Source organism: Agrobacterium sp. H141, from assembly GCF_057158725.1.
Window position 1 is genome coordinate 352243 of the sequence record NZ_CM169893.1, and the last position, 12892, is coordinate 365134.

The 12892-nt window shown below is 56.2% G+C and carries 9 protein-coding genes and 1 pseudogene; 7 read left to right on the forward strand and 3 right to left on the reverse strand.

What is annotated here, in order from left to right; genetic code table 11:
• Window positions 1-37: 37 nt before the first annotated feature.
• Genes ACWPM9_RS01520 through ACWPM9_RS01530 form a run of 3 tightly spaced genes read right to left on the reverse strand, consistent with a single transcriptional unit; the run spans window position 38 to window position 2927 of the window.
• Entirely contained in the window at window positions 38-859 is an 822-nt protein-coding gene (locus tag ACWPM9_RS01520) for a carbohydrate ABC transporter permease (RefSeq protein ID WP_484756513.1), read from the reverse strand.
• Window positions 859-1785, reverse strand: a complete 927-nt coding sequence (locus ACWPM9_RS01525; protein ID WP_484756514.1) for a carbohydrate ABC transporter permease — start codon at window positions 1783-1785, stop codon at window positions 859-861. The genes ACWPM9_RS01520 and ACWPM9_RS01525 overlap by 1 nt, the downstream gene beginning before the upstream one ends.
• Complete coding sequence (locus ACWPM9_RS01530; protein WP_484756515.1) at window positions 1782-2927, reverse strand: ABC transporter ATP-binding protein; 1146 nt, start codon at window positions 2925-2927, stop codon at window positions 1782-1784. The genes ACWPM9_RS01525 and ACWPM9_RS01530 overlap by 4 nt, the downstream gene beginning before the upstream one ends.
• A 472-nt stretch (window positions 2928-3399) precedes the next feature.
• Here ACWPM9_RS01530 and ACWPM9_RS01535 point away from each other — a divergent pair, with 472 nt between their 5' ends.
• The 7 genes and pseudogenes from ACWPM9_RS01535 to ACWPM9_RS01565 all read left to right on the forward strand — a co-directional run bounded on the left by ACWPM9_RS01535 (window position 3400) and on the right by ACWPM9_RS01565 (window position 12820).
• Window positions 3400-4635 (forward strand): hypothetical protein, encoded by a 1236-nt coding sequence (locus tag ACWPM9_RS01535; protein WP_484756516.1) that lies wholly within the window; start codon window positions 3400-3402, stop codon window positions 4633-4635.
• 41 nt (window positions 4636-4676) lie between these two features.
• Entirely contained in the window at window positions 4677-5762 is a 1086-nt protein-coding gene (locus ACWPM9_RS01540) for an acyltransferase family protein (protein WP_484756517.1), read from the forward strand.
• Between the two features lie 10 nt (window positions 5763-5772).
• Complete coding sequence (locus ACWPM9_RS01545; RefSeq protein ID WP_484756518.1) at window positions 5773-6819, forward strand: glycoside hydrolase family 5 protein; 1047 nt, start codon at window positions 5773-5775, stop codon at window positions 6817-6819.
• Between the two features lie 413 nt (window positions 6820-7232).
• Window positions 7233-7406: pseudogene (locus ACWPM9_RS01550) on the forward strand (hypothetical protein); the annotation flags it as partial.
• Between the two features lie 12 nt (window positions 7407-7418).
• On the forward strand, window positions 7419-8543 hold the full coding sequence (locus ACWPM9_RS01555; RefSeq protein ID WP_484757697.1) for a GumC family protein: 1125 nt from the start codon (window positions 7419-7421) through the stop codon (window positions 8541-8543).
• Window positions 8544-8777: 234 nt separating this feature from the next.
• Complete coding sequence (locus ACWPM9_RS01560; protein ID WP_428188046.1) at window positions 8778-9269, forward strand: (2Fe-2S)-binding protein; 492 nt, start codon at window positions 8778-8780, stop codon at window positions 9267-9269.
• A complete protein-coding gene (locus ACWPM9_RS01565) occupies window positions 9266-12820 on the forward strand; it encodes a molybdopterin cofactor-binding domain-containing protein (RefSeq protein WP_484756519.1) in 3555 nt (1184 codons plus the stop codon). The genes ACWPM9_RS01560 and ACWPM9_RS01565 overlap by 4 nt, the downstream gene beginning before the upstream one ends.
• Window positions 12821-12892: the final 72 nt, after the last annotated feature.

Genomic DNA, 12892 nt, shown 5'->3' on the forward strand with positions numbered 1-12892 from the left:
CAGCAAGGTTTCAGTCAGGGGGGAGGAGCGACCGGCGTCATTTGACCCCGGTCATGGTGATGCCCGCGATGAAGTGACGTCGGGCAACGAGGAAACAGGCCACCATGGGGGCTGTGATAATCGCCGCACCGGCCATCAGTGCGCCGTAATTCGCGCCGGATTCGACATCCGAGAAATACAGCATGCCGAGTGGCGGCGGTGCGAGATTGGTGTCGGATACGACGATCATCGGCCAGTAGAGATCGTTCCAGTGAGCGACCAGTGAGAACACGGCAAAGGCTGCGGCCGACGGAAGCGATCCGCGCAGCACAAGGCCCCAGCAGATCTCAAGCTCGGAAAACCCGTCCATCCGCGCCGCCTCGATCACTTCGTCGGGGTAGCTACGGAAGGACTGGTGGAAGAGGAAGATCGCAAACACCGACAGGAAGAAGGGGGCCATCATGGCGATATAGGTGTTGAGTAACCCCACCTTTGCCAGGCCCACAAACAGGGGGAGTGCGAGAGCCTGCATGGGAATGCAAAGTGCTGCGATTACCAGCGTCAGCAGTAGCCGGCGGCCCGGAAACTTCAGCTTCGCCAAGGCATAGGCTGCGGGCACCGCCGTCAATATCTGCACCAAGAGAATGCCCAGGCACACGATGACGCCGTTCAGCATGAACCGACCCATCGGAGCCTGGCTGACCGCATGTCCATAGTTTTCGGCGGCGTCGAATTTCTCCGGAATTGGCCAGAGCGAAACATCGAAGATCTCGGCAGGAGAGCGGATCGACGTCAGCGCCATCCAGTAGAATGGCAAGAGCATCACGACAGCGCCGAGCGACAGTACAAGATGCGGCAGGTATCTGCGAAGTGCTTTCATCAGTAATGCACCTTTCGGTCCATATGCAGCGTTTGCCCGATGGAGAGCACCAGCACGAAAGCCAGGAAAACCAGTGTCAGCGCTGCGGCATAACCGGTGTTGGAATATTCGAAGCCCTCCAGGTATAGGTCGAACAGCAGAGTTTCCGAACCTGAGCGGCCCTTGGTCAGAACGGCCACCGTTTCGAACACCTTGAAGGCCGAGATGGAGGTTGTCACAACCACGAACATCGTCGTTGGTCCGAGCATCGGCCATGTCACGGTGAAAAAGCGGTCTATCGGATTTTTTGCGCCATCAAGCCGGGCTGCCTCCTGCAGGTCCTTTGGGATTGCAGTGAGACCTGCCAGGAAGAGTACCATATTGAAGCCCAGAATCTGCCAGATCCCGATCATCGCCATGGTTGGAATAAGGAGCGTGGGATTAGACAGGAATGCCACAGGTTCAAAGCCGAAAGCCTTGATCGCCGCATTCACAGGTCCCAGCGAAGGATGAAGCAGGAACTGCCAGACCGTGGCCATGGCGACCAAGGTGGCTGTCACCGGCAGGAAGTAGGCTACTTCCCAAAAGGCACGGCTGCGTTTGCGGTTATAAACCAGAAGCGCCACACCGAGCGCCAGAAATACCCCGAACGGTATGACGATGATGGCATAGAGAATGGTGTTTGCAAGCGCGCGCCGAAATACCGGGTCGTTGAAAGCCTTGATGAAATTATCCAGTCCGACGAAGTGGGTCGACAATGCGCCTAGCTGGTAATCTGTCACCGAGAAGCAGGCGAGCACAATCATCGGTATGATGTAGATCGCAAGCAACAGAAGGGTTGCGGGGGCTACGAAAAGAAGCGCACGCCGCATCATACGATGCTCTTTGCCGGCTGAGCTTGACTTCGCTTTCAGGTTTGCACCTGTTTGAAAATCGATCGCAGTCATGCCGCCAGCCACTCACGGATGGAGACATCAAGACGACGTTCATCGGCTGCGAACAAATGCACCCGCTCATGCTTGAAGCCGATACGTATAATGCCGTCGGCATCGGCGCCGATTGCCTCGTCAGCCGGCTGCCGCATTGTCATGCGCACCGTTTCGTCTTCCAGAAGGTGGCAGGTGACGAAGCGGTCAGCGCCATGCGTTTCTGCGTGCAGTATCCGCGCGGCGAGGCCCTTCGCCTGCGGCCCCACATCTTCGGCTCTCAGCCCCAGCGTTGCGGGGCCCGCATTCTGCGCATCCGTCTCAAGTCCGAGATCCTGACCGAAGGCCGAGATCCGTCCCTGTGCGTTGATTTCGACTGGCAACAAATTGATTGAGGGCGTGCCGATAAAGCGTGCAACGGTGAGTGTGGCCGGACGTTTGTAGAGTTCATCCGGCGTGCCAAGTTGCTCGATGCGCCCGTTCGACATGAGCGCGACCCGGTCGGACATTGTCATCGCTTCGATCTGATCGTGGGTTACGTAGATGAAGGTTGCACCGAGCCGGCGGTGCAGCGCGGTCAGTTCCTCACGCATATGGGCTCGCAGCTTGGCGTCCAGGTTCGAGAGCGGTTCGTCCATCAGGAAGGCTGCCGGCTCACGCACCAGAGCACGGGCAAGAGCGACGCGTTGACGTTGGCCGCCGGAAAGCTGCGCGGGCTTGCGGTCCAGAAGATGACTGATGTGAAGGGTTTCCGCAGCCTGTTGAACCGCGGCATCAATGGCGGTCAAGGTGTCGCGGGAGGCCAGCAGTCGCCCGAAAAGCGGCAACCTCGCCCAAAACGACAGGCGTCGCATCCTGAGCGGTGTTGCAATATTCTGCCTGACATTCATATGCGGATAAAGCGCATAGGACTGGAACACCATCGCGAGGTTACGATCGCTCGGATCCGTATCGGTCACGTTATCGTCACCGATCGACACTGTACCGCGGTCTGGCTTCTCGAGTCCGGCTATGATCCGCAACAAGGTGGACTTGCCACAACCCGACATGCCGACCAGGGACAGGAATTCACCTGGCTTTATAAGAAGGTCTATCTCCGTAAGGACCGTTTCGGCGCCGAAGCTCTTTCCAATTCCTGACAGTTCAAGCGATTGACGTGACATAGCGTACTCCTTTGTCGGGGCGCATATGCGGCTTCCACATGACAGGAGAACGACAGTTTAAATACAGTTTGGTGATGGTGTTGTGGTGGGAATGAGATTGGCCACCGGTCGCGCGCTGAGGGCGATGAAAGCTGCCTCTGGTAGCCCTTTAGTGATCAATGGACGGCAACATACGGACCACCGGTTTCATGTCATCGAGTTGAATGGAAGAATGCGAGCGTTTGACATGAAGAGATCCGAACTTCGAGTTTACGATACGCGAAAAAACGATCATAGCTCATCTCGCATTTTTGGGCTTGGTCTTCGCCTTCACATTGCTGAAACATCGCGAGATGCTACACAATGTTGATGCAGGCTTGCCGTGCTTTCTTGCTGGCAGGAATTTGAGCAAGGTATCCTTATGAATGAGATGGTGAGCGCGCGCATGGGGCAAAGCAGCGATGCGGTCGGACCGGACCGAAATCCGATCATCATGACTTTGCTGCTGCCGTCTGTGTTCTATAACGGCGTGCTGGCGATCATCAACAATATGATCATGCCGCTCGGCTTCTCGCATGTTGCCATTGTGGAAATGCTCATTCTGTTGATGTGTGTGATTTATATCATGACACGTGGCATCTTCAGCCAGGATCTTCCGGTCTTGATTTTTCTGGGCTTCAATGTCCTTGTCGCCGCCTATGTCATGGTCGCCAATGGAGCCGTTTTCGTCGAGTATCTCAGAAGCATGGTGATCATTTCCATCTTCTCGATGATGGGAACGTGGGCCAACCGACGTACGATCATCCTGACTTTCAGGGTTGCCTGCATTGTCGTTCTCGCGGTCTTGTTGATCGAGATCGTCGATACCAAACTTTATGAAAATATCTTCAATCCCGCATCCTATTTCGAGAATACGAGAGGCCTCGAACAGATTTCGTTTGGCGGGTCCAAGCTGTTCCAGAATGCCCAGAAAATACCGGGCCGGTTCACATTCGGTATCAGCGATCACCGGACGTCTTCGGTATTCCTGGAGCAGGTCTCGCTCGCCAATTTTTCCGGCGTCCTGATCGTATACCTCATGGCGATGTTCACGGAACTCAGGAAGTGGGAGCGTGTCCTTTTCATCTTCGCGATTGTCGCGATCGTCACTACCAATGATTCCAGAACCATGCTGATATTCTCGGCGCTCTGCTTGCTTGGCTACTTCATTTTCCCGAAACTGAATACCTCGTTGACCGCCCTGATCATGCCGGCGATTATTATCGCCGGGATACTGGTGTTCTTTCTATTCCCGGATGCATCCGGTGACACGATCAACGGCCGCGTCGTCTTGACGATCAAGACACTCGAAAAAATCAGTTTCAACTCGCTGATGGGGCTCGATGTCGCCATCGTCGCTGGACTGGCCGATAGCGGCTACGCCTATGTGGTGAACGCTGGCACGATCTTCGGACTTATCGTTCTCTGGCTATTCATATCCTTCTATCCCGCTGGCAGAACTGCCCCGCAAAGACGCGCTGCATATTCACTTTCTATTTTCTTTTTTATGAACATGATGATTGGCGGAAACGCGGTGTTTTCCATCAAGGTCGCCGCATTGATGTGGTTCTTGATAGGCTACATGAAAGTTTCCGAGGTGGGGAAATTTGGTGAGTTCCAGCCCGACAACGGCTATATCACCGACCCTGTTGGCCAGCGGAAATCCCGGATAGCGGTGCAATCTCGATAAGCGCACGTTGCTGGAGCAATTGGGACAGGAGACCCGCAGTCGTGCTCGTTCAGCTTCAATATTTACGGGCGATTGCCGCACTGTTGGTCGTTTACTTCCATGCGATACTTCAGCTTCGTGTCATGGATCCTTCGGCGCCTTTGGGCGCAGCCTTGTTTGGCCAAAGTGGCGTTGACGTCTTCTTTGTACTGAGCGGGTTCGTCATGTGGATTACGACCCATGGCAAGCCGGTCACCACGCTTGAGTTTTACGGCAAGCGTATCAGGCGAATTGTGCCGCTCTATTGGGCCGTGACCATTGCTGCTGCATTGGTGGCATTAGCACTTCCGCAGATCCTGAAGTCGACGGTCTTTGATCTTCCGCACATCGCTGCGTCACTCGCTTTCCTCCCTTGGGTCAATCCTGCAGATCCTGAAGGCAAAATGATCATGCCGCTGATTGTGCCGGGCTGGACGCTGAATTATGAAATGTATTTCTATTTCCTGTTTGGAGCGCTTTTGCTCTTCAAGCAGTCGTTACGGCTCGTTCTGCTCGTAGCCCTGCTTGCAGCGATTGTTACGCTATGTTTGCTGTCGCCCGTGCAAAACACAGCGACAATCTTTTACGGTAACCTGATTGTTTTCGAATTTGCGGCAGGGGCGGTCATCGGACATTTCCACTTGGCGCGGTATCGCATCGGCACGGGTACGGCAGTTGCGCTGACCATTGTCTCAACAGCCGCGCTGTTGCTATTTGATTTTCTGGAACTGCCTTATGATCGCCTTTTGACCATTGGTGTGCCGGCCATCATTATCGTCTTTGCCATGACGTCGATCGATTTCGCGAAATATCGTGAGCTTCGGGGCCTGCGTTTTCTGGGAGATGCGTCCTACAGTATTTATCTGACCCACATCTTCGTGCTGGCCGGTTGCCGGATGGCCTATAGCCACCTACCCGGCGGTCTTTTCCATGACGAATATTTCCTGGTGATCTCAATGATCCTCCTCTCCTGCGTCATCGGAGGGCTGGTTCATCTGTTCTTCGAACTGCCAGTCGAGCGATACTTGAGCGGTCGGACACCAAAGAGATCAGCACGCCTCACCGTTCCCAGTAACAGCGCCAAGCTTGACCATCCGACCGGCTCTTGAGGAACGACGAATGAAAGCACCCATATTCGCCATTCTGGCGTGTTGCCTGAGCATTCAAGGGGCTGCTCTGGCCGCAGGGGACGACGATCGGCTTTGCTTTCGCGGCGTCAATCTCTCAGGCGCCGAATATGGCGATGTGAATGGAATTGAAGGTACCAATTTTTTCTATCCGACGCCGGCGACGACAACCTATTTTGCTAAAAAGGGTTTCGATACGATCAGGCTTCCGTTCAGATGGGAGCGTCTGCAACCGACGCTCGGAAGTGATCTTGATGTCCTGGAACTGCAAAGACTGACATCCTCCGTCGAGGGTCTCCGGGCGCAAGGTTTCAGAGTCATCCTGGATCCGCACAATTTCGGCTATTACGGAGATCTCCGCATTGGCTCAAAAGAACTGCCCGCGCGTCAGTTGGCCGATTTCTGGATCAGACTTGCGGTCAATTTTGCTGACGACCACGGCGTGATCTTTGGTCTCATGAACGAACCTTATGATATCGGTGCAAAAGATTGGCTGGATGCAGCAAACGGAGCCATCCAGGGCATCCGGCGGGTCAATGCTCATAACCTTATTCTGGTGCCTGGGACACATTGGAGCGGTGCTTCGAGTTGGACCGAAGATTTTGGTCAGGGATCCAATAGCGACGTCATCAAAGGTGTCTTGGACCCGGACAACAATTTCGCAATTGAATTTCATCAATATCTCGATGTCGATTCATCCGGGACCCATGAAGAGTGTTCAAACAGCGAAGGTGCTGAACAGGCCATCAAGAATGCGACGGTCTGGCTCAAAGAGAACGGCTTCAGAGGCATGATTGGCGAAATTGGCGTTTCGTCCGCACCGGAATGCACACAGGCATTGTCGCGCATCGTTGACCACCTTCGCGCAAATGCCGACACGTGGCTCGGTTTTACCTATTGGGCTGCGGGCGATTGGTGGCCGCCAAGCGAACCGCTGAATATTCAACCACAAGGCGATGGCGACAAACCGCAGTTGACAGCACTGGTTGATTCGATGGGCAAACACCGCCCGGATGGGCCGGATTGCCCAGGGCATTGATCCCAGCCTGCGACCGTGAATGCATAGTTTATTAACCATAAGATTATAGCGTCATCGCTAATGTTTGAATTTCTTAGCCAAAGATGTGGCGTGTTATGCAATCCGAAGACATGAAGAAGCCAATGGCTGCGAGATGGCTCGCCGAACGGGGTGTTGCCCCGCAACGGCGGCCACAGTCCAGGGCTATGTCTCGCGCAGAGCCCCGCGAAGCCGTGGACGCGCTGCCCGAGGACGGCGCGCCAGCTGCAGCCGAAACGAGGTCCAACCTCGACGCGCCACAGGGGGCGAATTCAGCACAGGACGCATCGCCTTCGGATAATCACACGACAGTACATTCCCCGAGCCACCTGAGCCCAAATGTGCCAATTATCGATCTGGCCACCATACTGCGAATTGTCTGGGATCATCGCAAGATGGTGGCGATAGCCGTTGTTGTCTGCGCGATCGCGCTTGGTGCTGCAACTCTGCTTCTTGGCAAGAAATACGGTGCGACAGCTGTCATCTATTTTGACCCAACTCAGATCCGGGTCACCGACGAAAACGACAAGAACTCTTCACCCTCCCCACAGGTCATATCCGCCATTATCGACAGTCAGAGCATGATCATCATGTCCGATAATGTCCTGTTGACGGTTGTCGATCAGCTGCATCTCGATAAAGACGCGGAATTTGCGCCTTCCAAGAGTGTTGAAGGCATGGATGACCGGCATCTTGCGGCCAGGACATTGCAATCCGCAATACTGGTGAAACGCGAGGACAACACCTATGTGACGAGCGTTAAAGTCATCTCATCCGATGCCGTTAAGGCGTCTACGATCGCCAACGCAGTGGTGTCGGCGTTCAAGGATGAGATGAATGCGATGGCGCTGGAGAAATACACGACCGCCAACTCCGCCCTTAGCTCGCGCTTGACGGAACTTGGCCAGGCGGCGCAACAGGTCGAGCGCGAGGTTGAGGACTACCGTTCTCAAAACGACCTCGTCGAGGCGGGCGGCGATCTGATCTCCGACAAACGTTTGACTTCATTGAACGAGCTTCTCGTTCAAGCTCAAAAAACCACGATCTCTGCCAAGGCAAAATACGACGCGGCCACGAGGGTCGACGTCAACGATATCGTTTCGGGTGCCATGGTGGATGACGTCGGCTCAAGAACACTGGGCGACCTACGCAGTGAGTATTCCAAGCAATCCTCGATCGTTGAGAGCCTTGCAAGCAATCTGGGGGCGCGCCATCCTTCGCTGCTTGCTGCTCAAGCATCCCTCGATGCCATCAAGGGGCAGATCCGAAATGAATTGGGCCGTGTTGGCGCCAATGCGAAGGATCAGTACCAACAGGCTTTGAACGCCGAAAATGCCATCAAGAAAGAACTGACGGTTCAAAAAGCGCTGCAGTCCACCAGTTCTCCGGAGACCGTCAAACTCAAGGAACTGGAGCGAAAAGCGTCCGTCACCAGTGAAATCTATAGTACCGCCTTGAAGCGTGCGACGGAAATTCACGAAGAACAAAACCTGCTGCAAAGCAATATCAGAATTATCTCCGCAGCCGTTCCACCTCTCAAGGCCGACGGCCCCGGCAGGGTGGTGTTGATGATTGCCGGGCTTTTTGGCGGAAGCATTCTTGGATTGGGAATTGGAGCTTTGCTCGCCCTGTTCATCGAGTTTAGCGGGCTGATTGGTAAGCCGTTCAGCCGCACACAGCGCGCTGATCTGGATGGAATCGCATAAGCTGCTCGTCGTAACGCCTGCTGAAATATAAGAAGCGAGTTCGCTGTCATAATTTAACATTGACAGCGCTCGCCTACCCCACGATCATTTGTGTACGAACAAAGGGCGCAAAGACCCGGGGGACGACATGAATATATGGGCTCGGTCTGGCTGTCGGTCGGTCCATCCGTCTGCGATTGCGCGGGGATGGTCTGTGATGCCAATGCGAATGCGGTTATCGCTCGCGGACCTCGCATGAGCAATCATCAGATAGCGCTCACGGTGAATGGCAGACAATGCCCGCTTTCGGTCGCGCCGGAGACGCCGCTCCTGTTCGTTCTGCGCAACGATCTGGCGCTTAACGGACCCAAATACGGCTGTGGGCTTGGTGAATGCGGGGCCTGTTCGGTGCTCGTCAACGGCCGGGCTGTGCGCTCCTGTTCCGTCACCGTCGGTGCTTGTGAAAACCGCGATATCGTCACCCTTGAGGGACTTGCAAATGGAGATGTGCTTCACCCGGTGCAGCAGGCATTCGTTGAGAAGCAGGCTGCACAATGTGGATACTGTCTCAACGGGATGATCATGGCAATTGCCGGTCTATTGAACCGTATTCAGGCACCCGATGAGGCAGATATCAGGTCGGCGTTGAAGAATCATCTTTGCCGTTGCGGCACGCATATGGAAATTCTGGCGGCAGCCCGCCGCGCGGTCGAACTGTCCTGTCAAAGCGAAACGGGGGCGGCATGACGGCGCCACGTGAATTGCCGCTTGAGGCCTATCTGAACGCATCGGATACCCTTCTGGTCACGCGTTCTGGCGCAAATGGCAGCGAACTGTTTCTGGCCTTCCAATGCGACGGTAACGTGATCGCTTTCAATGGCCATGTGGATCTTGGAACGGGAATTCGAACAGCGCTGGCTCAGATCGTCGCTGAAGAACTGGACGTGCCTTTTCAGCACGTCACCATGGTGCTTGGTACCACGACCGTGACCCCTGATCAGGGGCCGACAATTGCCAGCGAGACGATCCAGGTGGCAGCCATTCCTCTGCGTCAGGCGGCGGCGACTGCGCGACATTATCTTTTGCAATTGGCGGCGGGTCAGCACGGTGTTGATGTCTCTCAACTCTCCATAGTCAATGGCGTGATCAAGCCAATAGCCCCGTCGAACTGGGCTCTCTCCTATGGCGAACTGGTTGCCGGATACCACAGGCGTATTGAGATCGATCCGGGAGCGCCGCTGAAAGCGGTTCAGTCCTACAGGCTGGTCGGGGCTGCGCAGCCGCGAACCGATATTGCGGCAAAGGCCACGGGCCAATGGACCTATGTGCATGACGTGCGCGTGGCGGGCATGCTGCATGGTCGGGTCGTTCGGCCCCCTTATACCGGTTTCGACAGTGGGGACTTTGTCGGCACCAGCCTGATCGAGGTCGATCGCGAATCCGTGGACCACGTGCCCGGCATTGTGTCGATTGTGGTCGACGGTGATTTCATAGGGATTGTTGCCACTCGCGAGGAATTCGCAGCGCAGGCAGCGCGGGAATTGAAGGTCACATGGCGCGCCTTGCCCGTATTTGCCGATTTGAATGCACCTGAGGAGCCGCTTCGGTCCAATGCGTCGACACCACGTGTGCTGCGCGATCAAGGAGACGTGGATCGCGCATTGCAAGCGGCTTCTCCCTTGATGGAGCGAACCTATGTCTGGCCCTATCAGATGCATGGCTCCATCGGCCCATCCTGTGCGGTGGCGGAGTGGCGGCCGGATCAGCTCACTGTGTGGTCGGGCACGCAAAATCCATTCTGGATCAGGCGGGATCTTGCCTTGCTGCTAGGCATGCCGGAGGCGGCGATCCATGTCGAGCGTATGGAGGCGGCCGGCTGTTACGGTCGAAATTGTGCCGATGATGTGACTGCCGATGCAGCACTCCTGTCGCGTGCTGTTGGCAAGCCGGTGCGTGTTCAGCTCACGCGTGAGCAGGAGCATGCCTGGGAGCCCAAGGGAGCTGCACAGGTGGTCGATGTCCGCGGTGGGCTGGATCTGGAAGGTGGACCGGCAGGCTATGATTTCGACACGCGCTATCCATCCAATCTGGCGCCCACGCTTGCTCTTCTTCTGACCGGGCGCGTGCCCAACACGCCGGACACGATGCAAATGGGTGATCGCACGGCGATCCCGCCTTACGGCTTTGGCGATATGCGCGTGACTGTGCATGACATGCCGCCGATTGCGCGGGCATCGTGGTTTCGTGGCGTGTCGGCGATGCCAAATTCCTTTGCCCATGAGAGCTTCATTGACGAGTTGGCGGTGGCGGCGGGCGTAGACCCCGTGGAATACAGGCTGCGATACCTGACCGATACGCGCGCGGCTGAACTGGTTCGGGCCGTCACTGAAAAAGCGGGTTGGGAACCGCGCACACGCACAGGAACCGAGGGCTCAGAAGGCGACCTGCTCTATGGTCGGGGCTTTGCTTATGCTGTCTATATTCATGGCCCATTTCCGGGAGTGCCCGCTGCATGGTCCGCCTGGGTGGCCGATGTCGCAGTCAACAGGAAGACCGGCGAGATTGCGGTCACGAAGATTACGGTCGGTCAGGATTCCGGCCTGATGATCAATCCCGATGGCGTGAAACATCAGATCCACGGCAATGTCATCCAGTCGCTCAGCCGCGTATTGAAGGAAAAAGTCGGTTTCGACGGCGCCAAGGTGGAGAGCGTCGAGTGGGGTGGATATCCCATCATGACTTTCCCGGAAGTGCCGGACATCGACGTGCTTATGGTGCCACGCCCGAATGATGACCCTCTGGGCGTTGGCGAGTCTGCCTCCGTGCCGAGTGCTGCGGCTATTGCCAATGCGGTCTATGATGCGACCGGCATCCGTTTTCGCGAACTGCCTTTGACGCCAGACCGCATTCTTGCGGCCCTTCGCGAACAGCGGGGCGAGTTGCTGGACGCTCCACACGAGCCGTCGCGTCGCAAAAAGGCCAAATGGTGGAAGTTGCCGGCGGCCTTGGCCGGCATCGCTGGCGCCATTGCTGGCGGCATTACCATCGCTTCACCTGTTCGCAGCGCCTTTGCACCCATATCTCGCCCGGATCCTGGTGTCTTCAGTGCCGCTACCATCGAAAAAGGTCGGCTCGTTGCCGCTGCCGGTGCCTGTAATGTTTGCCATGTCAGTGCTGATGGTGAAGCGTTTGCCGGCGGACGGGCTTTCGATACAGAGTTTGGCACGGTGTATGCGACTAATATTACGCCGGACTCGACCCATGGCATCGGCGGTTGGTCCTATCCGGCATTCGAACGCGCCATGCGTCAAGGTGTATCCCGCGACGGGCATCACCTTTATCCCGTCCATCCCTACACCGCATTTGCTGGCGCCGAAGAGGCCGATCTGCAGGCGCTCTATGCCTATCTGATGACGCAGGCACCGGCAACTGGGCCGATTGCGAAGACGCAGCTGCGAGCGCCGTTTAACCTGCGTGGCCTTATGGCCGCCTGGAACAGCCTCTATCTCGATCCTCAGCCCTTTACCGTTCAATCGGACAAGACTGCCTCCTGGAACCGCGGGGCCTATCTGGTGGAGACACTGGGCCATTGTTCCGCCTGCCATAGCGATCGCAACGCTTTAGGCGCGGAAAAACGCGGTGCCTCGCACCTTGCTGGCGGTTACGCGGATGGCTGGACCGTACCATCGATCAACGGTGCCGGCGGCGGACCGATCGGGTGGACCCAAACCGCGTTGTTTGACTATCTTCGCACCGGTCACTCTGCCGACCATGGCAGTGCCGGCGGTCCGATGGCGGCGGTGGTCAAGTCCATGTCGGCTTTGCCGGATGAGGATATAGCAGCGATTGCCGAATATCTGACAAGCCGTGGCGACGTTCTAACCGTTGGCGATGTGACAGAGCAGAAAGAACGACTCCAGAGTGCGGTGACTGCGGCAAAGGCTAACGCGCTCGATCTGTCACCCAATGGTGCACGTATCTTCGATGGCGCCTGTGCGTCATGTCACGAGGGCGGGTCGCCGCTTGCGAACTTTGCCTTCAATTCCAATGTTTCAAGTCCCAGGCCCGACAATGTCATCCAGGCGATTCTTCACGGAATGAATGCGCCGGCCGTGCTGACAGAACATGCGAGTGCAAAGGATCTGGAGATCATGTCTATGCCGGGCTTTTCCGGCAGTCTCAGCAACCGGCAGATCGCAGATCTTCTGATCTATATCAGGGCCCGGTTCGCTCCAGATGCGCCGGCCTGGAGCGATCTTGCCGCCAACGTGCAGCGGATAAGGGAAATGGCGCCTTAACGTACAGTGCGCAGATCATCGATGTTCGCGATATCATTTGTATGCAAACGAACCTGTCGCCGGTGCCTGTGA

Excerpts from the sequence above, each read along its gene's own strand:
- ACWPM9_RS01560 (WP_428188046.1), top strand. The coding sequence starts at position 8,778 with ATGAGCAATCATCAGATAGCGCTCACGGTGAATGGCAGACAATGCCCG.
- ACWPM9_RS01535 (WP_484756516.1), top strand. The coding sequence starts at position 3,400 with ATGACTTTGCTGCTGCCGTCTGTGTTCTATAACGGCGTGCTGGCGATC.
- ACWPM9_RS01565 (WP_484756519.1), top strand. The coding sequence starts at position 9,266 with ATGACGGCGCCACGTGAATTGCCGCTTGAGGCCTATCTGAACGCATCG.
- ACWPM9_RS01555 (WP_484757697.1), top strand. The coding sequence starts at position 7,419 with ATGATCATCATGTCCGATAATGTCCTGTTGACGGTTGTCGATCAGCTG.
- ACWPM9_RS01520 (WP_484756513.1), bottom strand. The coding sequence starts at position 859 with ATGAAAGCACTTCGCAGATACCTGCCGCATCTTGTACTGTCGCTCGGC.
- ACWPM9_RS01525 (WP_484756514.1), bottom strand. The coding sequence starts at position 1,785 with ATGACTGCGATCGATTTTCAAACAGGTGCAAACCTGAAAGCGAAGTCA.
- ACWPM9_RS01545 (WP_484756518.1), top strand. The coding sequence starts at position 5,773 with ATGAAAGCACCCATATTCGCCATTCTGGCGTGTTGCCTGAGCATTCAA.
- ACWPM9_RS01530 (WP_484756515.1), bottom strand. The coding sequence starts at position 2,927 with ATGTCACGTCAATCGCTTGAACTGTCAGGAATTGGAAAGAGCTTCGGC.